This is a genomic window from Flavobacterium sp. YJ01 (assembly GCF_029320955.1).
Lineage (GTDB): Bacteria > Bacteroidota > Bacteroidia > Flavobacteriales > Flavobacteriaceae > Flavobacterium.
The window spans coordinates 959,432-980,163 of record NZ_CP119757.1; the positions used below are offsets into that span (position 1 = coordinate 959,432).

Consider the following 20,732-nt stretch of genomic DNA (forward strand, 5'->3'; position numbering starts at 1 on the left):
ATGAGCGCTGATTTTTCTTATTTAGAAAGTGCCAAAAAGCAATTTTTGTATTATAAAATGCTTGGCGAAAAAGCAATTAATCAGCTTGAGCCCGAACAGCTTTTTATTTCTTTTAACGAAGACACAAACAGCATTGCCACCATTATAAAACATATTTCAGGAAATATGCTTTCGCGTTGGACCGATTTTTTAACCACAGATGGAGAAAAAGAATGGCGAAACCGAGATTCTGAATTCGAAAATGATTTAAAATCAAAAGAAGAAGTTTTAGAACTTTGGAATAAAGGCTGGAATTGTCTTGAAAATGCTTTAGAAAATTTATCTCCTGCACAGCTTTCAGAGATCATTTATATTAGAAACGAAGGTCATACCGTTATAGAAGCGATAAATCGTCAATTAGCACATTATCCTTATCATGTCGGACAGATTGTTTTTTATGCCAAACAATTGAAAAACAGCGAGTGGAATAGTTTATCTATTCCGAAAAATAAATCAGGAAATTACAACGCCGAAAAGTTTGCCAAAGAAAAAGAAATTAAGAACTTTACTGACGATGAATTAAAAAGACTGAAATGATAAAAAAGCTGTAAGCTTTAGGCTATATGCAATAAGCAAAACTGCTTATTTATGAAGCTTAAAGCCTATTGCCTAAAGCTTAAAGCATAAAAAAAAATGAAAAAAATTATATTCTTATTTCCTTTTTTGGCATTAGTTTCTTGCTATAATGCCGAACACAATTGTAAAGATTTTAAAACAGGAAAATTTAAATTTGAATACGAAGTAAATGGCGTAAAAAAAACAACCTTTTTTGAACGCAAAGATGATATCGAAATCGAAACTTTTGAAGGAAAAACAGATACCGCAACCATTCGTTGGGTAAGTGATTGTGAATATATTCTGCAAAAAAAGCATCCAAAAAATATGGCTGAGGAAAAAGCGATAAACATGAAAATTTTAACTACTTCTAAAGATTCTTATACTTTTGAATTTGGAATGGTCGGCTCTGAAGAAAAACAACGTGGTACAGTGCACAAAGTTGATTAACTCTTGATTTTATAAAATTTTAAGCTCCATTTTAGGGAGCTTTTTTATTTTTAATGATTTAAACACTTTGTGGAGTTATTCACGGAGATCCCTCGTTCCTCGGGATGACAAAACTGTGAGCAAAACCTTTACCTCTTTGCACCTCTGTTCCTTTGTTCCTCAAAAAACAAACGTGTTTCTTTTACATTTCTATTTAAAATAGTACTTTAGAACTTTAATCTAGCCACATGAAAAATACCATTTCGCAAAGAGTTGCTGACTTTTTAAAAGGTTATCCGCCATTTAATTTTTTACATCAGAAAGATTTAGAAAAACTGTCCGAACAGATTTCTATTATTTATAAAGAAAAAGATGCCGTAATATTTGCAGAAAACGACAAAACTCACGATTCTTTTTATGTGGTTCACAAAGGCGCTGTTGCTCTTAAAAAAAGGACTAAAAACACCGTTTTAGACATGTGTGATGAAGGCGATATTTTCGGTCTTCGTCCGCTTTTGGCACAAGAAAATTATATTATGGAAGCCGTCGCGCACGAGGAAAGTATTTTGTACGCTATTCCAATTGCAGTTTTTAAACCTTATGCGCTCGAAAACAGAAATGTTGGTAATTTCTTGATAGAAAGTTACGCTTCGAATACTCGAAATCCGTATTCAGATATTCATAAAGATAAATTATATGGCGATGATCTTTTAGATGATAATCTTCATTCTAACAATCATTCTTTTGATTTAGCTCCAATAAAATATTCAAAAAAAATTGTGACTTGCAGTCCGTCTACAACCGTTCGAGATGTTGCTATAATTATGAATAAAAAGAAAGTCGGAGCGATTTTGATTGTAGATGAAATGCTCCCGATTGGTATTTTGACCGATAAAGATCTTCGTAATAAAATTGTAACCGGAGATTTTCCAATTACAACAACTGCCGAAACGATAATGACAAAACCTGTTATTACGTATCCAAAAAAAATGACCGTTACAGAAGCACAAATGGCGATGATGAAAAGCAATATCAGCCATTTATGTTTAACCAAAGACGGAACTGTCAATACAAAAGCTGTTGGTATTTTATCGAAACATGATGTTATGGTCGCACTTGGAAACAATCCTGCGGTTTTAATAAAAGCTTTAAAACGTACCAAAAAGATCAAGGAAATAAAGCCAATTCGAAACCAAATTATGCAATTGCTTCAAGGCTATTTGGATCAAAATATTCCAATGACTTTGATTACCAAAATCATTACAGAACTTAATGAAGCTTGCACTACTCGCGTTATCGAAATTTGTATTGAAAAAATGAGCAGTCCGCCACCTGTAAAATTTGCTTGGCTGGCAATGGGAAGCCAAGGAAGAGGCGAACAAATGTTGCATACAGATCAAGATAATGCTATTGTTTATGAAAATGTGAATGAAGTTTTTAGAGATGAAACCAGAATTTATTTTCAAAAATTTGCTGGACTTGTCAACAAAGGTCTTTTTGAAATTGGATATGATTATTGCCCAGCCGATATGATGGCTTCGAGTCCAAAATGGTGTATGAGTTTAGATGATTGGAAAGCTCAAGTGCATCATTGGATTACCAATCCAGGAAAAAATGAGGTTTTATTATCTTTTATTTTCTTTGATTACAGTTCTACTTACGGAGATACAGAAATTGTAAGTCAGTTGTCAGATTATATTTTTGAAACCATAAAAGCAAATCCGATTTTCTACATGCATTTAGTGAGCGGTGCTTTGCAAAGTCCGTCTCCTACAGGTTTTTTTAGACAATTTTTGGTTGAACAAGACGGAGCGAATAAAGACAATTTTGATATTAAACGAAGAGCTTTAATGCCACTTACAGATGCTGCACGCGTTTTAATTTTATCGCATTCTATTAAAGGAATCAGCAATACGGCAGAACGATTTGAAAAATTGGCAGAATTAGAACCTAACAATAGAGAGCTGTATTTATCGTGTTCTTACTCATTCAAAGCTTTGTTGAAATTCAGAACAAAACAAGGTCTTTTGCATCACGATTCTGGTCAGTTTATCGAATTGGAATCTCTAACTAAAATGGAAAAAATTAAGCTGAAACGTACTTTTAAAACCATTAAAGAGCTTCAGGAATTAATTTCGGTTCGTTTTAACATCTCAAATCTGGTATAGTAATGGGTTTATTTAATTTTTGGAAAAAAGAAGAAAACAATCTCTTTGATGAAAATATTACGATCGAAGAAACTCGTTTTGTTGTTTTAGATACAGAAACGACTGGTTTTGATTACGATAACGATCGCATGTTATGCATTGGTGCGTTAGTTCTTCAAAACGGAATTATAAATATTCAGCAAAGTTTTGAAGTTTATCTTAAACAAGATCATTATGATAAATCTACCGCGCAAATTCATGGAATTTTAAAAGATTTGCTTGTCAAACGTCCAACGGAATTAGAAGCTTTACAGCAGTTTTTAGATTTTCTGGGCGATTCTATAATTATTGCTCATCACACTATTTTTGATGTTACAATGATAAATAAAGCGCTAGAAAGAAACGGACTTCCACAATTGACAAACAAAACTCTCGATACTGCCTATTTGTACAAAAAAACACTAATTCAATCTCATTTATTTGAACGAAAAGATCATTATACTTTAGACGATCTTGCTGATAAATTTGATATTTCAAAAAAAGACAGACATACCGCTTTGGGTGATGCGTACATTACTGCGATTGCCTTTCTTAAGATTGTTAAAAAACTGAAAGAAAAGAAATCGGTAAATCTAAATCAGCTTTTTAAGCCTCTTTAAGTTTTTTTTATGAGTCTTAAATTTACATTCGAAACTTCCAATTTACTATTTCATAATATTAGACTTACAATTATTAGCATTAAGAAAAAATTAACATAACCTGTATTTTGTTTTAGAAAGATAGCTTTGTTCTATCGAAAAAAAAACACAAAAAACAATTATGAAAACTAACCTTCTTAAATCTATCGCTTTATTTGGAATAGCGAGTCTTTCCTTATTGAGCTGTCAAAATGATGACAAAGATTCGAAAAACGATGTAAATGCTAGCATCGATTTTACATCAAACTCAAAAGTACCTGCTTTTGTTTATCCGATGACTGGATTCGAAAACCTAAAAATCAGCACTTTAATTGCAAGTTCTGATGTTTTACCACAATCACCTTCATTTGTTTATGGAGCGCAGCCAGATGGTGCAGGATTAATGAAAGATCCAAACAGCGATGGTTATATTTTGATTACTAACCACGAAATTTTACAATCTGTTTCAAGAGTTTATTTAGACAAAACTTTCAAACCTGTAAAAGGAGATTATTTAGTTGACGGAGTTGGAGGTTTAACTCGTTTATGTTCTGCAACTTTAGCAACTCCAGAAATCCACGGATTTGGTCCTATCTTTTTAACGGCTGGAGAAAGTGGTCAAGAAAGTATGGTACACGGAATTAATCCTTTAGGTTTGTCTTCAGATAAAGCAAGAACAGACAGAGTTTTGCCTGCATTAGGAAAAGCAAGTATGGAAAATGCTGTTCCGCTTCCAAAAGAAGCTTATCCTGGAAAAACAGTTATTTTAATTGGTGAAGATCAGTCTTACGCAACTTCTCACGTAAGTGCAGGTCAGTTGATTATGTATGTAAGTACAGTTGGTGATTTAAATAACGGAAAATTATATGCCTTAAAAAGAACTGACGGAAATCAGGTTGAAACAACAATAACATTAAACAATTCATATCCAGTTGAATTTGTTGAAATTCCAAATGCTAAAAACTTAACCGGAGCTGTAATTAATACAACTGTAAATGACTTAAAAGCAATTCGTTTTTCTAGAGTTGAAGACGTAGATTACAGAAAAGGAAGCGCAATTAACAACAGAGAAATCTATTTTACAGCAACTGGCCAAGCAACAAATAACGCTCCTGTTGAAGGTTACACCATGTGGGGAAGAGTTTATAAATTGAAACTTGATGCTACAAACCCTTTAAAAGGAACTTTAGAATTGGCTGTTGAAGGTGATAGTACTCCTGGAACTGGAATCATCAATCCAGATAACTTATGTGTAACTGAAAACTACGTTTACATTCAGGAAGATGGTGACAGCTACTACACAGCTGCTCAACACGATTCATACATCTGGCAATACAATATCGCTACAAAACAAAACAAAGCATGGTTAAACATGAACCACAAAAGAGCTGATGTTGCATGGAATACACTTTACAACCAAACTGGCGAAATGAGATTTGGAAGCTGGGAATATGGTGCTATGGAAGACATTTCAGATATCATTGGTGTTCCAAATACCTTTACCGTAAATATTCACCCTCACACTTGGCAAAGTGACGCATTTAAAAATGCTGATGGTTCTGGAACTCAAACTAACAAAGAAGGTGGGCAAACTGTAATTATTAGAAACGTACAGCGATAAATTTCTACCAAAATCTATTTGACAACCCTTATTTTTACAGTAAGGGTTGTTTCTATTACAACACCATTATGAAATTCAACCATTTTACTTTTCTATTTATAATATTTTGTTTTTTCATTTCCTGTAAAGAAAACAAAACATCAAAATCTACAGTTAAACAAGAATTGCTTATTAATTTAAGTAAACTAGATAACGAAATTGCAAAATTCCAAAAATTAGTAACAAGCAATTCGTCGCAGAAAGAAATTGTAGACCAATTTAAAAAATCACGTTTAGTCTATAAAAAAGCTGAATGGGCAATTGAATATTTTATTCCTGAGACAGCCAGATTTATGAATGGTCCAGCTCTTGATGAAATGGAATTGGAAGAAAACAGATCTTTTGAACCTCACGGATTTCAGGTTATGGAGGAAATGATTTATCCTGAATATGACATCAAAAATAAAGAAGATTTAGTACGAGAGTTAAATGTTTTTCGAGCAAATATTAAACAGCTTAAAAGCACTTTTGATGTAATAACTATAAGTGATGATTATGTTCTAGATGCGATTCAGCAAAATGTTTTCAGGGTTATTGCTCTAGGAATAACAGGCTTTGATAGTCCGATTTTACAGTCTTCAATTCTCGAAACTGGAGAAAGTTTAATCTCAATTCCTGAAACCCTTGAAAAAATTAGTCTCGATAATAAATCATTATCTAAATTAAAAGAAATTACAAAAAAGGCTCAAGAATATTGTGCTAAGAATAATAATTTCAATGCTTTTAATCGTGCGGTTTTCATTAGCGAATATCTAAATCCTATTTCTAAAAATTTAAAAGCATTTCAGAAAGAAGAAAAAATTAAAAATGTAAAAAAATCCAGTCCGTTAAAACCAACTATTGAAACTTTATTTGACAAAGATGCTTTTGATGTAAATGCCTTTGTACTTTCAGAAGATTATAATTTTACTAAAGAAAAAGCGGTTTTAGGAGAAAAATTGTTTTATGATAAAAGTCTTTCTAAAAATAACGATCGAAGCTGTGCAAGCTGCCATAATCCTGAAAAAGCTTTTACTGATGGATTAAAAACAAACGTTTCGCTTACTGGAATGAATTTATCAAGAAACACTCCTACTCTAACATATGCTTCTTTGCAGAATGCTCAGTTTTGGGATATGCGTCAATTGGATTTAGAAAAACAAAGTGTTGATGTAATTCAGAATAAAGATGAAATGCATGGTTCTATTGAAAACATTCATGCTAAAATTCAAACAGATAAAAAATATGTCGAACTCTTTAAAAAAGCGTATCCAAAAACTTCAAAACCTGAAGCATGGCAGATTCAAAATGCCATTGCGAGTTATGTGCGTTCTTTAAACTCTTTTGATTCGAGATTCGATGAATATATGAGAGGAAATAAAAATGTTTTGAATAATGAAGAAATTGAAGGAATGAATCTCTTTATGGGAAAAGCAAAATGTGCTACTTGTCATTTTACACCTATATTTAATGGAACAGTTCCACCAAGCTATTCTAAGAGCGAACATGAAGTTATAGGAACTCCAAATGAGCCATCGGGAAAATCTTTAAGCCCAGACAAAGGTCGTTACATATACAATAAAATGCCTCAATTGGTTGGCGCTTTCAAAACTCCAACTGTTAGAAATGTAGCCGTTACTGCACCCTACATGCATAACGGAGTTTTCAAAACGCTAGAAGAAGTGGTTTCATTTTACAATAAAGGTGGCGGAATTGGTTTAGGTTACGAAGTGGAAAATCAAACCCTACCATTTGACAAGCTAAATTTAACAGTAAAAGAAGAAAAAGCGCTTGTTGCTTTTATGAAAACGCTTACGGATAAAAAATACCAGTAAAACCAAAATAAAACCTCAATTAAACAAAACCGCCGAAAAGAAATTTTTCGGCGGTTTTCATTTTATTCAACAAACATTCTATATGGAAACACATTTGAAGATCTATTTTTAAGATTTTTCATGAAGCTATCACATAAATATTCCCACTCTGTTTCTGACAAGTGCTGTTTTTCTTCAGGATTTATTTTGATGTAAATATCTACAGTTCTGCTAAAACCAGCTTTTACTGAAATTTCTTTTTTTGTTCCTTTTTCTATTTTAATATCTGCAATCGAATTTTTAAAATGGCTAAAACCAAAAGCTTTAATATCTGCAAAAGTTACAATTCTTCCTCTAGTTAGCAATGCATTTCTGTAAGCAAGAATTCGGTCTTTATTGTTTTGTTTGTTTAAACCTCCAACGGTATTTGTTACAAGTGTAGTTTTCTGACTTACAAAAAACAAATCATCTTTGCACTCCAAAACCGTTCCTGTCTTAATATCATTTCCTTCTTCGGCACATGTCGACCAATAAGTGATCTTAAATGATTTCCCTACAGATTCGTCTGCTTTGGGTTTAATCATTAAATAAGGATCGTTATTCTTAGAAAAATCACTTTCTTTGGCTTGCTGCTCTACCGATGCGAGCAACTGGTTAATTTGAACCAAGGAGCTGTTCATGAAATCTTTTCCTAAACCTGCAAAAGAAGAACTTTCGTCTTTTAATAGATCTAAAAGGTTTTGCAGCAATTCTGAAGCTGTTCTGGAATCAAATCTAGAAACTCCTCCCATTCTCAATACAGCACTTCCCTCTTCTAAGATACCTTCTTTAAACTCTTTTATTTCGTAACGTGCATTAAGTCCATCTACAATAGTATCTATATCAAGAAAAATATCATTCTTTGTATCTAAAGCTATGTAAGATAAAAAAGTGTCTAGCGTCTTGGTTTGATCATGTTTCTTCTTATTGATTACCGGAAAACAGTTTGCTGTAAAAGAAACATTATCGATAATTTGAGGAACTAATGATTCTGGAAAAACCATTTTTATCCAAATTATTGGTTTTCCACCTTTATCTACAGCGTCTTCAAATGGTTTATATTCAGCACCATATTCTTTTATATTTTTATATTTCAAACTTCCTTTTAAAGTATAAAAATTATCGAAGTAAAATTCATTGACTTCCTGCATGATTTCAGTAAGATTAGAATAATTGTTATTGATAATACCTTCAATATCAAGGTTATTAAGAGGTACATTATAACCTTCTTTTACTTCTATTTCTTTATCATCAAGAAAGCATTTCATTTGTTTTAAATAATAATGAAACATTTCTTTTTGGTGGGTGTTTTTAATATCGATATACAACATTAAATCTTCAAGCTCTAATACTTTTTCGTCGCTTAATTCAATTCCTAAAACAATTTCTCCTGATGGTAAAGTATGATTGTAATCTCTAACAACATCTTTATAAAAAAGACTGGAGATTTGATACAGATTTCTCTCGTAAGCAATGTATTTTAATTCGCAGGCAGACAATTTTACTTCAAGAGTTGGAGCAAGCGCAATCTCTTTTATAATTGGTGCCAGCGGATTATAAATATTATGAATTCTCCTGCTTACTGTCATTTGATTTTGCAGAGAAACTTTGATATTATTTTCTATTGGTAATGCATGCAAAATTGCTCTTGCCGGTTTTGCTCCAGAGGTGACTTCTGGAAACATAATTTCTAAGACTCTCTCTACCACCCGAGTTTTAGAATCCTCTAGTTCGCGGTGCTCCTCCAGGCTATGTTGGGTATGAAGAGGGAGGGCTACTAGTAAATAAAATCAGACAAAAGCCTTATTCTATTGTTTTATTTGATGAAATTGAAAAAGCGCATCCTTCTGTTTTTGATGTTTTTCTTCAAATTATGGACGAAGGAAAACTGCATGATCGTTTAGGCAAGGAAGGTAATTTTTCAAATGCTATTATTCTTTTTACTTCAAACATTGGGGCAAATCATATTGTTACTACATTCAATAGTGGTGAAATTCCAACTTCAACTTCCTTAATGGAAATTATGGGAAATTATTTCCGACCTGATTTTTTAGGAAGATTAACAGAAATTGTACCTTTTGCGCCTATCAGTAAAGAAAATGCATTGAAAATTTTCGAAATTCACCTCAAAAAAGAGTTTACAGATTTATTGAAAAACATTAATATTAAAGTTGAAATTCCGATGGAAGTGAAACTTTACCTCGCCGAAAATGGTTATAATGCCAAATATGGAGCAAGACCCATTAAAAGCATTATCAGAACGCATTTAAGAAGACCTTTATCCAAAAAGATAATTTCCGGAGAAATACAAAATGGAGACATTATTTCTATCAGTATTGAAAACAATGAAATAAAATGGATTAAAAAAGAGGTTCTTACTTCTATTGAGAATTAAACTCAAAACACAAAAAAACGCTAAGAACTAAAAATCTTAGCGTTTTCTTTTTTTATTCTAAAACCAAACCAATTTGGCCATCATCATCTAATTCTGTTTCCACTGGATCATCTTCCGGAATTTCCGATTTTTCTGGAACTTCTTCAACTGGCTCGTCATAAGGCAACGGATCTAATAAGTTAACCTGTCTTAATTTATCAGTCGTTAATTGATTTCCTAGAGCTTTGAAACCTTTTACGGCTATAAAGTCTTCTACATCTATATGTAAATCGTCTTTTTGAACGCCTTTTACTTTAGCAAAGATCAATTGTGCAACAGGACGGTAATCTGTCGAAACGATTTCCAATTGCGAATTCGGATGGTCTGTTATGAAACTTTCTTCTTTCCCTTCATTTTCTACAAGGAAACGTTTCAAGAAGTAACGCTCTTTTTCTCCGTCATAATAAATCGCAGAAATCGGTTTTTTAGGTTTCCATTTTTCCAAAACAATCATATCTTCATCAAAATGAGTCGATAATTCTGGAATGATTACTTTCAATTTCCCTGACTGGCTAATTACTAAGATTTTATCTGTTGGTTTAAACTCTCCTAGTAACTCTCCTCTTGCGTCAACATTTAAACGTTTTACAGTATCGTCAAACCATACCTTTCTAGGCAATAATGTTGAAATTCCTTTTTCTTTTAATTCGATTTTCTTGATTGGGTATTTGGTTACCAAGTTTCCTTTAGAACCACGTCCTTTAATCGCTAGTTTAGCAAAATCAATATCGAATTTCAGTTTTTTAATTGTTCCAACCTGACGCAGTAATATAGTAACTACCTCAGCTTCACCATTTGGATTGTGCGAAAAATAAACTACTTGCGAACCATTTGTTCCATTTGTCAAATCGTAAGCTTTATCACGCGTCACCCCAGTAACATTGAAACGTTTGATATAAGACGGTCCCGATTTACCATCACGGTACATCATATTATAAATGGTACGTTTATCATTTTTATCAAAAACGGCAGCGTGTATAATGTCTTTTCCGATAAAAGTTTTGGCATCGACTTTTGTAATCATTAAGGTTCCGTCTCGTAAAAACACAATAACATCATCAATATCAGAACAATCACCTACGTATTCATCTTTCTTTAAACTTGTTCCTACAAACCCTTCTTCACGGTTTACGTAAAGTTTTGTGTTACGTAAAACTACTTTTGTCGCTTCTACGTTATCAAAAACACGAAGTTCTGTCTGGCGTTCACGTCCTTTTCCGTATTTCTCTTTTAATTTGGTAAAGTAAGCAATTGCAAAATCTGTCAAATGTTCTAGATTATGCTCTACTTCTTTCATCTCGTCTTCTAACTTAGCGATTAAATCATCTGCTTTATCAGAGTCGAAACGTGTAATACGGATCATTGGAATTTGAGTCAAACGCTGTAAATCATCATCATTGATTTCTCTAACGAATGATTTTTTGAAAGGCTCAAAACGATCGTATAAATATTTGTAAAGTGATTCTCTGTCTCCATATAATTTGAAGTCAATATACATTTCTTCACGAATGAAGATTTTCTCCAAAGTAGAAAAATGCCACTTGTTTTTTAATTCTTCTAACTGAATTTCTAATTCCTGACGAAGCAAATCAACCGTTCTGTGTGTTGAGATTTTTAACATTTCAGAAACTCCAATAAACAACGGCTTATTGTCTTCAATAACACATCCTAAAGGTGCTACAGAAGTTTCACAGGCTGTAAAAGCAAATAAAGCATCAATTGTTTTATCTGGTGAAACGCCTGGGAAAAGATGAATTAAAATCTCTACATCGGCAGCCGTATTGTCTTCAATTTTCTTGATTTTGATTTTACCTTTTTCATTGGCTTTCAAAATACTGTCAATTAAACTCGATGTATTGGTCGAAAACGGAATCTGTGTAATCACCAATGTATTTTTGTCTAATTGCGAAATTTTAGCACGCACACGCACACGTCCGCCACGCATTCCATCATGATAATTTGACACATCGGCAATACCAGCAGTCATAAAATCAGGGTAAAGCGTAAAAGCTTTTCCTTTTAGAATCTTGATTGAAGCGTCAATTAATTCATTAAAGTTATGAGGCAAAACTTTTGTAGAAAGTCCCACCGCAATACCTTCTGCTCCTTGTGCTAAAAGCAATGGGAATTTTACTGGAAGATTGTTTGGTTCTGCACGACGTCCATCATACGAAACGCCCCAATCTGTAATTTTTGGAGAATACAAAACCTCCAAAGCAAATTTAGATAGACGTGCCTCGATATAACGCGAAGCTGCTGCTCCATCGCCCGTTAAAATATTACCCCAGTTTCCTTGGCAGTCAATCAATAAATCTTTTTGGCCAATTTGTACCATTGCATCACCAATACTTGCATCTCCGTGTGGGTGATACTGCATAGTGTGACCAACAACATTGGCAACTTTATTATAACGACCATCATCCAGCTCTTTTAAAGAGTGCATAATACGACGCTGAACAGGCTTGAATCCGTCCTCGATAGCAGGAACTGCACGTTCTAGAATTACGTACGAAGCATAATCCAAAAACCAGTCTTTGTACATTCCAGTTACTTTGGTAATAACGTCTTCGCCTTCTTCTTCTTGATTTTCGTAAAAATGCTGTCCTTCAAAATTCTTTGCATCTACATTTATAATCTCATCTGAATCATCTTGATTTTCATCAAATTGATTTTCACCTGAATTATTCTCGTCGTCGTTTGGAATTATGTTATCGTCTTCTTCGTCTTTCATATATTTTGTTCAGTATAAATACTAAAAAATTCTTCAATAATTCTTTTTTTATGATTAAGCCTCCTCAAGCTCATCAATCTCAACCTTCAAGTTCTTGATAATAAACTCTTGTCTATCAGGTGTATTTTTTCCCATATAGAAAGATAACAATTGCTCAATTGAAGTATGTTTATCCATCATAACCGGATCAAGGCGGATCGTATCTCCAATAAAGTTCTTGAACTCATCTGGAGAAATCTCTCCTAAACCTTTAAATCGGGTGATTTCTGGTTTTGGTTTTAATTTTTCGATGGCGTCCTTTCTTTCTTCTTCTGAGTAACAATAAATCGTCTCTTTTTTGTTTCGAACCCTGAAAAGCGGTGTTTGCAAAATATACAAATGCCCTTCTTTAATTAATTCAGGAAAAAACTGCAAAAAGAAAGTAATTAAAAGCAAACGAATGTGCATTCCGTCGACATCGGCATCGGTTGCGATTACGATGTTGTTGTAACGTAATTTTTCTAAACCGTCTTCAATATCCAATGCTGCCTGCAATAAGTTGAATTCTTCGTTTTCATACACGATTTTTTTAGTCATTCCGTATGAATTCAAAGGTTTACCACGCAAACTAAAAACCGCTTGTGTATTTACGTCTCGTGACTTTGTAATTGATCCAGAAGCCGAATCTCCCTCGGTAATAAAAAGCGTGCTTTCTAAGTTTCTTGGGTTTTTGGTATCTGGAAGATGGGCGCGGCAATCTCTTAATTTTTTATTGTGAAGATTGGCTTTTTTAGCGCGATCTGTAGCCAGTTTTCTAATTCCTGATAATTCTTTACGCTCGCGTTCTGCCTGAAGAATTTTGCGCAATAAAGCCTCCGCAGTTGTTGGATTTTTATGCAGATAATTATCCAGTTTCGTTTTGATGAAATCGTTTACGAAAGTACGAACAGAAACCGCAGGCGTTCCATCATCAGAACCCATATCTGTAGAACCTAATTTTGTTTTAGTCTGAGACTCAAAAACCGGTTCCATCACTTTAATACTAATCGCACTCACAATCGATTTACGAACATCTGATGCTTCGAAATTCTTATTGTAAAATTCACGAATTGTTTTTACAACAGCTTCACGATAAGCGGCTAAGTGCGTTCCTCCCTGAGTTGTATTCTGACCGTTGACAAAAGAGTGATATTCTTCACTATATTGCGTTTTACTGTGCGTAAGCGCAACCTCGATATCATGCTCTTTTAAGTGGATAATTGGATATTCTAAATCTTCTTCGCTGATTGTTTCTTCCAATAAATCACGAAGTCCGTTTTCTGAATAATATTTTTCTCCGTTGAAAATAATAGTCAAACCATTGTTCAAATAACAATAGTTTTTGACCATTTTAATCACATATTCTAAACGGAATTTATAGTTTTTAAAAATCGTTTCATCTGGCGTAAAAGTCACTTTCGTTCCTTTACGTTTTGTAGTTTCAACTACATCTTCTTCTAAAACCAGATTTCCAGCAGAAAATTCCGCTGCTTTTTGTTTGTCTTCACGAACAGATTCTACGCGGAAAAAATTGGAAAGCGCATTTACCGCTTTCGTTCCGACACCATTCAAACCAACTGATTTCTGGAAAGCTTTAGAATCGTACTTTCCTCCTGTGTTCATTTTCGAAACTACATCGACCACTTTCCCCAACGGAATTCCACGCCCGTAATCACGAACCGAAACCGTTTTATCTTTTATCGTTACCTCGATAGTTTTTCCAGAGCCCATTACGAACTCATCGATACAGTTATCTAAAACCTCTTTTAATAGAATATAAATACCATCATCTGGAGAAGAACCGTCTCCCAGTTTTCCGATATACATTCCCGGACGCATACGGATATGTTCTTTCCAATCAAGTGAACGAATATTATCTTCGGTATATTGATTTTGCTCTAGCATATATGAATTTAGGATTTTTTGCTAATGTACCATTTCTTAGCAAAAAATGAAAGCGTATTTTCTTTTTGTTATGAATAATAACAGTTTAAAATCTATTTAAATTGATTTTAAAATAAAATGGGCGCTAAAATTATGAAAAACTGCTTTTTCGTCAAAAAAAATACTATTTGATTCCTAGTACTTGTTTAGCCAAAGCAATCATTTCGGGCGTTCCCGTATTTTTGTTTTTTTCGTCAGAAAGTTTTACAACGCCTTGCCAATGTATATTATCTGGCTTTGTATCGGTTAATTTAATCACCATATTCATAGCAGGAAGGCCTACATCGTTGGTAAAATTGGTTCCGATTCCGAATGACATTTTTATTTTGTCTTGACAAAAATCGACAATCTTTTTTACTTTATCGTAGTTGAGTGAATCTGAAAAAACAATAACTTTTGATTTTGGATCGATTCCCATTTTATTATAATGAGCAATTACTTTTTGGGCAAACTCAATCGGATCGCCGCTGTCGTGTCTAACACCATCAAAAAGTTTGGAATATTTTTTATCAAATTGATTAAAGAATATTTCTGTAGTATAAGTATCCGTTAGTGCAATTCCGAGATCTCCGCCATAAACTTTTGTCCAATTTTCGAGACTTATAAAATTTGCCACCTGAAAACCATATTGCGCGGCATGAAACATAAACCATTCGTGGGCGTGCGTTCCTAAAGGTCTTCTATTGTTAACCATTGCAAAATGTACATTGCTGGTTCCAATAAAACTGTGTCCGCCATAGGTTCTTAAAGTTTCGTTTATTAAATCATGAACTTCGTAAGAATGGCGTCTTCTGGTCCCAAATTCTAAAATCGAAACTCCTAATTTATTATACTTATCGATTTTTTCTTTTGTCAATTCTTTTATAGCTTCATCATTTAAACGGATTAAATGATTAGATTTATAAAAAAGCTCTGAAATTAGAGCCATTAAAGGAACTTCCCACAAAATAGTTCTGTACCAAAAACCTTCAACCGTAACTGTAATTTCTGAACCTTCTTGACTAATCTGAACTTCAGACGGATCAAAACTATATCCTTGCAGAAAATCTAGATATGTTGGATCTAAATAAGGACAATAATGAGCTAGATAATTTTTCTCTTCTTTTGTTAAACGAAGATTGGCCAATGCATCTACAGAATTTCGAAGTAAATCTGCAAAACCTTCTGGAAAAATATGCTTACCACGATTTATAAATCCGTAACGAACTTTTGCTTTAGGAAAAAGCTTGATTACAGCATGCTGCATCGTAAATTTATAGAAATCATTATCTAGTATCGATTTTAGAAAAGTCGTTTCCATAGTATTCAAATTCGGATCATTCTTGCTAAGATACGGCAATTTCAGAAAAGATGAAAATTGCTGGATTCTTAATCCATTATTTTTAACCTATTTTAAAAGAAACAACACTATTTCCATCTACAAAAACCGTAATGTAATCACCTATATTACTATCTATTAAAATCTGAAATTCTAAACCTCCACGTTTCTCTTTTGGATTTTGAACTTTAACAGGCTGATTTCTTTTATTTAAATAAAAAACCTGATTTGATTTAGATACATTTTTGATTTCAACTGTAATTCTGTCACCATTTCTGGCTTCGATTATTCCAGAATCTGGCGATTTAATTTTATAATCTTTTTCGATTGTGGTATTGTAGATTAAAGGACCATTTAGAAAATCACTTTTACTTAATCTATTACCTAAAAAAGTTCCGGAATCTGGGAAGTGTTTTGCGAAAAAGTAATCCGGATCTGTATCAAAATAAACCGGATTAAAATCGTTGACCATTCTTCCTTTACTGCTGTCATAATAACCTTGTCCCCAAGTTACATCAATTAAGCGCCATTTTTTACCAATCAAAACCATATTCCAAGCATGATTGGATGAAGTGTTTTTTCTGCCAATATCTCTAACTGAAACCTTAGAATCGCCTCGAATTATTTCGCATTCCAATCCGACTTGTTGCGCTAAATCTTGATATAATGCTGTAAATCCTTCGCAAACTGCTTTTTGAGATTTAAATGCTTTTTGAATTAAATTATCGTTTATCTGTTTTAGCTTTCTTTGTTTTTCAGCTTCAGAAGAATAACTAAAACCTTGTGTTCTCGGCGGATTCAGATATGCATTATAATCATACTTTATATTGAAAGCAATCCAACTGTAAATTGCACGAGCGCGCTCAGCATCCGAATCAAAATCTTTTTCGATTCTTTCTGCCAGTTTTTCGGTTGAATTGAAGCTTTTAGGATATTTTGCAACAATTTTATCTACATCGCTAATCTTTTGAGCAAAGGTAAAATTGATGAAAATAACATTTAATAAAAGAATAATAAGGGCAATCTTTTTTTGTGGCATTTAAAAATTTGATTTAATAATATCTTTCAGTTCTTGATCTAATTCAGGATTAGAGATTTTATTTTCTTGTAAATCAAAATTCGAGCCAAATGCTGGTAATGAGAAACTTCCTTTAATTTCTGCACCATATCTAGGGAAAATATTTTGCGCAATTCCTAAAACAGAAGAACCTCCTCTTCCGCCTGGAGAAGTTGCCAATAACAACATTGGTTTATGCTGAAAAACGTCTTTTTCGATACGTGAACTCCAATCGAAAACATTTTTGAAGGCTACAGAATAATTTCCGTTGTTTTCTGCCATTGAAACCACTAAAATATCTGCTTCTTTAAGTTTACCTAAAAAAGCTTTTGCAATTTCATGCTGACCAATTTCTTTCTCTAAATCAACACTAAAAACAGGCATTGCAAAATCATTAAGATCTAAAACTTCAACTTCTGTATTCTCAAATAAACTCGCTGCATAAGTTGCTAAATGTTTATTTATTGACTGCTTGCTGTTACTTCCTCCAAAGGCTACTATTTTCATGGTTTTTCGTTTAATAATTTTTCTTCAATCGGTTCTTTTTTCGGACTATCAATTTCATAAATCTCTTTTGCTATTTCTACAGAATATTCGTTAGGATAGATTTTTCCTCCATAAGATTTCGCATAGACCTTAGTAAATTCTGCTCCAAAATACAGAATTATTGCCGAATAATAAACCCAAACCAAAATTATTATCACAGAACCGGCTGCGCCATAAACCGAAGCAACTGTTGAACTTCCTAGATAAAAACCAATGGCAAATTTACCAATCATAAAAAGTATTGCCGTAACTCCAGATCCTATGAAAGCATCTTTCCATTTTATTTTTCCGTCTGGTAATGTTCTAAAAATTATAGCAAAAAGAAGTGTTATACTGGCTAAAACAATTACAACATTTACAATATAAAATAGATAAACAGTACTTTCTGGAAAATATACTTTTAGACGTGCACTAAGCAAATCTAAAGTTGTACTTATAAAAAGACTGACCAACATTAAAAACCCAACTGAAGCAATCATCGAGAATGACATTAATCTATTTTGAATAAACTTCTTGATTCCTTTATCTGGTTTTGCACGTAATCCCCAAATAAAATTAATAGAACTTTGTATTTCGGCAAAAACTCCCGAGGCTCCAATTAATAGCATCACAACGCCAAATACGGTTGCAAAAACATTATCGCCAGACAATTGTACATTTTTAATCGCTTCCTGAATTTGAGTTGCCGCACCATTACCTACCAAACCATTAATTTGTCCGTATAATTCTCCGGTCACCGCTTCTTCTCCAAAAAAGAAACCGCAAATTGTGATAATAATAATCAATAAAGGCGGTAACGCAAAAATGGTATAGTACGCCAATGCAGCGCTTAACTTAATTGCGTTATCATCGTTAAATTCTAAAAAGGTATTCTTTAGTAGAAACCAAGTTTTGGAGAATATATTTTTGATTTTCATGTGCTGATTTTTTGATATTCTCTCAAATTTACGCAATAATGAAAATTCTGAATTCTTGATTTCTAATGGAATTTTATATTTTTTCCATGTTCATCTTTAGAATTTATTTATAATGATAAAAAATGCCTTTATCATAAACGGTCCACAAACTAGCTTTTTGATTTGCGGCTTTTAAAGCGCTGTTTGCCCAAGTATTGCAAGTATAAAAAAGACTGTAACTTCCTTTCGCTTCATAAAAAGCATCTTTTTTTCCGTAACTATGACCTTCAATCCATTCTGGATGAATTGGATCACGAAAACTATTTGAAATATAATTGACTAAGTTTTGATAGTTATCTTTTGAAACTAAAATGCGTTTGCAATCTTCTCCTTCTCTCAATTGTTTGAAAAATGTAGTATGCATTGCAGATGAACTTACACCAAAAACAGCTTTTAAAGCGGTACTTGCTTTTAAATCTGACCATTCTGGCGTATCTAAATAAAAACCTTTATCGCCCCAACCAAATGCAATATAATTCATTAGAGAATCTTTTGATTGAGTTTGACTGAATTGAATTTCATTTCGCCAATCTTTAATTTCATTTTTTATCGGAACTACAATATCGGTATGAACTCCGTTTGAGAGAATATAAATTGGAATTGCATTTTGTTCTTCGACTTTTACGATATCAGAATTGACCGTAATTTTTGAAATAATTAAAACAGAAGAAACATACAAAGCAATAAAACAGAAGATTCCGAAAAGTGTCCAGCCGAGAAATTTGAATGACTTTTTTAGCATTTTGATTGGTTGATTTTAGATTAGTAATTGGTTATTTTTCTGTAACCAATTTTTGAGCCAAAAATTTTCAAACTGTAAATTTGCTTGCGAAATGGTACACGGATTTTACGGATTCGCTTTCGCGAAAGCGCGGATTTAAACGGATTTTTTTATTATCATTTTTGTCATCCTGAGCGAAGTCGAAGGACACGTAAGTAGCTCTACTATCTAAATCTCCAATCTTTACGCGGGGCTTCGACTTCGCTCAGCCTGACAAAAGAGAACTCTACTTTTTAAGCATAAAAAAACTGCTGAATTTCTCCAGCAGTTTTATCTATTCTCTTTGTTCTTTCTTCTATTCTCTTAAATAAAAAGATTAAACGTTGAAACGGAAGTGCATTACATCACCATCTTTTACAACATATTCTTTTCCTTCAACTTTGAATTTTCCAGCTTCTTTTGCTTTTGCTTCAGAACCGTATTGAACGTAATCTTCGTATGAAATAACCTCTGCACGAATAAATCCTTTTTCGAAGTCAGTGTGAATAACTCCAGCAGCTTGCGGTGCTGTAGCTCCAATATTGATTGTCCAAGCGCGAACTTCTTTTACACCAGCTGTAAAGTAAGTTTGTTGTTTTAATAATTTGTAAGCTGCACGAATTAAAACTGATGCTCCCGGCTCCGTTAATCCCATATCTTCAAGGAAAACCTGACGCTCTTCGTAGCTTTCTAATTCTGTGATATCAGCCTCTGCTCCTACTGAAAGAATAATTACTTCAGCATCTTCGTCTTTTACTAATTCACGTACTTGATCAACATATTTGTTTCCGTTTACAGCAGAACTTTCGTCAACATTACAAACGTATAAAACTGGTTTTGAAGTAATTAATTGGAAACCTTCCATCAAAACTTCTTCGTCATTGCTTTGAGGAATAATAGTTCTTGCAGATTTAGCTTGCAAAAGAGCTTCTCTAATTCTATTTAATAAAGCTTCTTCTGTCTGAGCTTCTTTATTTCCTGTTTTTGCAGCACGTTTTACTTTTTCCAAACGTTTTTCGATTGTTTCTAAATCTTTCAACTGCAATTCGATATCAATCGTTTCTTTGTCACGAATTGGATTAACGTTTCCGTCTACGTGCACAATATTATCATTGTCAAAACAACGCAAAACGTGAATGATAGCATTACACTCTCTAATGTTTCCTAAAAACTGGTTTCCAAGACCCTCACCTTTACTTGCTCCTTTTACTAAACCTGCAATATCTACGATATCTACAGTTGCCATTTGAACGCGCTCTGGTTTTACCAATTCTTCCAATTTATTGATTCTTGGATCTGGAACGTTTACAACACCAATATTTGGTTCGATTGTACAAAATGGAAAGTTTGCACTTTGCGCTTTTGCATTAGATAAACAATTAAATAATGTTGATTTTCCAACATTTGGTAATCCTACAATTCCTGCTTTCATCTCTTTGTTTCTATTTATTTTATTGGTCTTTTTGTTTTCAGACCTAAATCATTAAACGTTGTAATTTAATGCATTATGATTTTACGCGTTTTTCTTCTTTCTGCCAAAATCATATTTTTTGGCTTTAAAATTTTGCAAATATAAGATTTAATAGCTCTTGCGCGAAGCAAAAATGTTCAATAATATAATTTTAAAGC

Annotated in this window: 15 protein-coding genes and 1 pseudogene; 7 read left to right on the forward strand and 9 right to left on the reverse strand. The window is 33.2% G+C overall.

The annotated features are described in order from the left end of the window. The 6 genes from P0R33_RS04370 to P0R33_RS04395 all read left to right on the forward strand — a co-directional run bounded on the left by P0R33_RS04370 (position 1) and on the right by P0R33_RS04395 (position 7,321). On the forward strand, positions 1–576 hold the full coding sequence (locus P0R33_RS04370) for a DUF1572 family protein (protein WP_276174349.1): 576 nt from the start codon (positions 1–3) through the stop codon (positions 574–576). A 96-nt stretch (positions 577–672) separates the two neighbouring features. Further along, on the forward strand, positions 673–1,044 hold the full coding sequence (locus P0R33_RS04375) for a DNA topoisomerase IV (protein WP_276174350.1): 372 nt from the start codon (positions 673–675) through the stop codon (positions 1,042–1,044). A gap of 227 nt (positions 1,045–1,271) precedes the next feature. After that, on the forward strand, positions 1,272–3,191 hold the full coding sequence (locus P0R33_RS04380) for a DUF294 nucleotidyltransferase-like domain-containing protein (protein ID WP_276174351.1): 1,920 nt from the start codon (positions 1,272–1,274) through the stop codon (positions 3,189–3,191). Positions 3,192–3,193: 2 nt separating this feature from the next. Further along, positions 3,194–3,829 carry a 3'-5' exonuclease gene (locus tag P0R33_RS04385; protein WP_276174352.1) on the forward strand — a complete coding sequence of 212 codons (636 nt, stop codon included), beginning with the start codon at positions 3,194–3,196 and terminating at the stop codon, positions 3,827–3,829. A 160-nt stretch (positions 3,830–3,989) separates the two neighbouring features. Beyond that, positions 3,990–5,468: a hypothetical protein gene (locus P0R33_RS04390; RefSeq protein ID WP_276174353.1), complete on the forward strand. Its 1,479-nt coding sequence runs from the start codon at positions 3,990–3,992 to the stop codon at positions 5,466–5,468. Positions 5,469–5,536: 68 nt separating this feature from the next. Further along, positions 5,537–7,321: a cytochrome c peroxidase gene (locus tag P0R33_RS04395; RefSeq protein ID WP_276174354.1), complete on the forward strand. Its 1,785-nt coding sequence runs from the start codon at positions 5,537–5,539 to the stop codon at positions 7,319–7,321. Between the two features lie 62 nt (positions 7,322–7,383). Here the strand turns inward: P0R33_RS04395 and P0R33_RS04400 are convergent, their stop codons facing one another. Further along, entirely contained in the window at positions 7,384–9,024 is a 1,641-nt protein-coding gene (locus P0R33_RS04400) for a hypothetical protein (RefSeq protein ID WP_276174355.1), read from the reverse strand. A 41-nt stretch (positions 9,025–9,065) separates the two neighbouring features. Here P0R33_RS04400 and P0R33_RS04405 point away from each other — a divergent pair. Next, positions 9,066–9,734, forward strand: a pseudogene (locus P0R33_RS04405) (AAA family ATPase); the annotation flags it as partial. 52 nt (positions 9,735–9,786) lie between these two features. Here P0R33_RS04405 and P0R33_RS04410 read toward each other — a convergent pair. The 8 genes from P0R33_RS04410 to ychF all read right to left on the reverse strand — a co-directional run bounded on the left by P0R33_RS04410 (position 9,787) and on the right by ychF (position 20,535). Continuing rightward, positions 9,787–12,504 carry a DNA gyrase/topoisomerase IV subunit A gene (locus P0R33_RS04410; protein WP_276174356.1) on the reverse strand — a complete coding sequence of 906 codons (2,718 nt, stop codon included), beginning with the start codon at positions 12,502–12,504 and terminating at the stop codon, positions 9,787–9,789. Positions 12,505–12,558: 54 nt separating this feature from the next. After that, on the reverse strand, positions 12,559–14,427 hold the full coding sequence (locus P0R33_RS04415; RefSeq protein ID WP_276174357.1) for a DNA topoisomerase IV subunit B: 1,869 nt from the start codon (positions 14,425–14,427) through the stop codon (positions 12,559–12,561). A 163-nt stretch (positions 14,428–14,590) separates the two neighbouring features. After that, the gene (gene pncB / locus P0R33_RS04420; protein ID WP_276174358.1) at positions 14,591–15,766 is read right to left on the reverse strand and encodes a nicotinate phosphoribosyltransferase; all 1,176 of its coding nucleotides are present in this window, start codon (positions 15,764–15,766) and stop codon (positions 14,591–14,593) included. A gap of 82 nt (positions 15,767–15,848) precedes the next feature. Beyond that, positions 15,849–16,823, reverse strand: coding sequence for a transglutaminase domain-containing protein (locus tag P0R33_RS04425; protein WP_276174359.1), 975 nt, complete (start codon positions 16,821–16,823; stop codon positions 15,849–15,851). Continuing rightward, the gene (locus tag P0R33_RS04430) at positions 16,824–17,348 is read right to left on the reverse strand and encodes an NAD(P)H-dependent oxidoreductase (RefSeq protein ID WP_276174360.1); all 525 of its coding nucleotides are present in this window, start codon (positions 17,346–17,348) and stop codon (positions 16,824–16,826) included. It lies immediately after the preceding gene. Next, entirely contained in the window at positions 17,345–18,304 is a 960-nt protein-coding gene (locus P0R33_RS04435; protein WP_276174361.1) for a YihY/virulence factor BrkB family protein, read from the reverse strand. The genes P0R33_RS04430 and P0R33_RS04435 overlap by 4 nt, the downstream gene beginning before the upstream one ends. 103 nt (positions 18,305–18,407) lie before the next feature. Next, entirely contained in the window at positions 18,408–19,085 is a 678-nt protein-coding gene (locus tag P0R33_RS04440; RefSeq protein ID WP_276174362.1) for a TIGR02117 family protein, read from the reverse strand. Positions 19,086–19,440: 355 nt separating this feature from the next. Further along, positions 19,441–20,535: a redox-regulated ATPase YchF gene (ychF, locus tag P0R33_RS04445; protein ID WP_276174363.1), complete on the reverse strand. Its 1,095-nt coding sequence runs from the start codon at positions 20,533–20,535 to the stop codon at positions 19,441–19,443. Between the last annotated feature and the right edge of the window lie 197 nt (positions 20,536–20,732).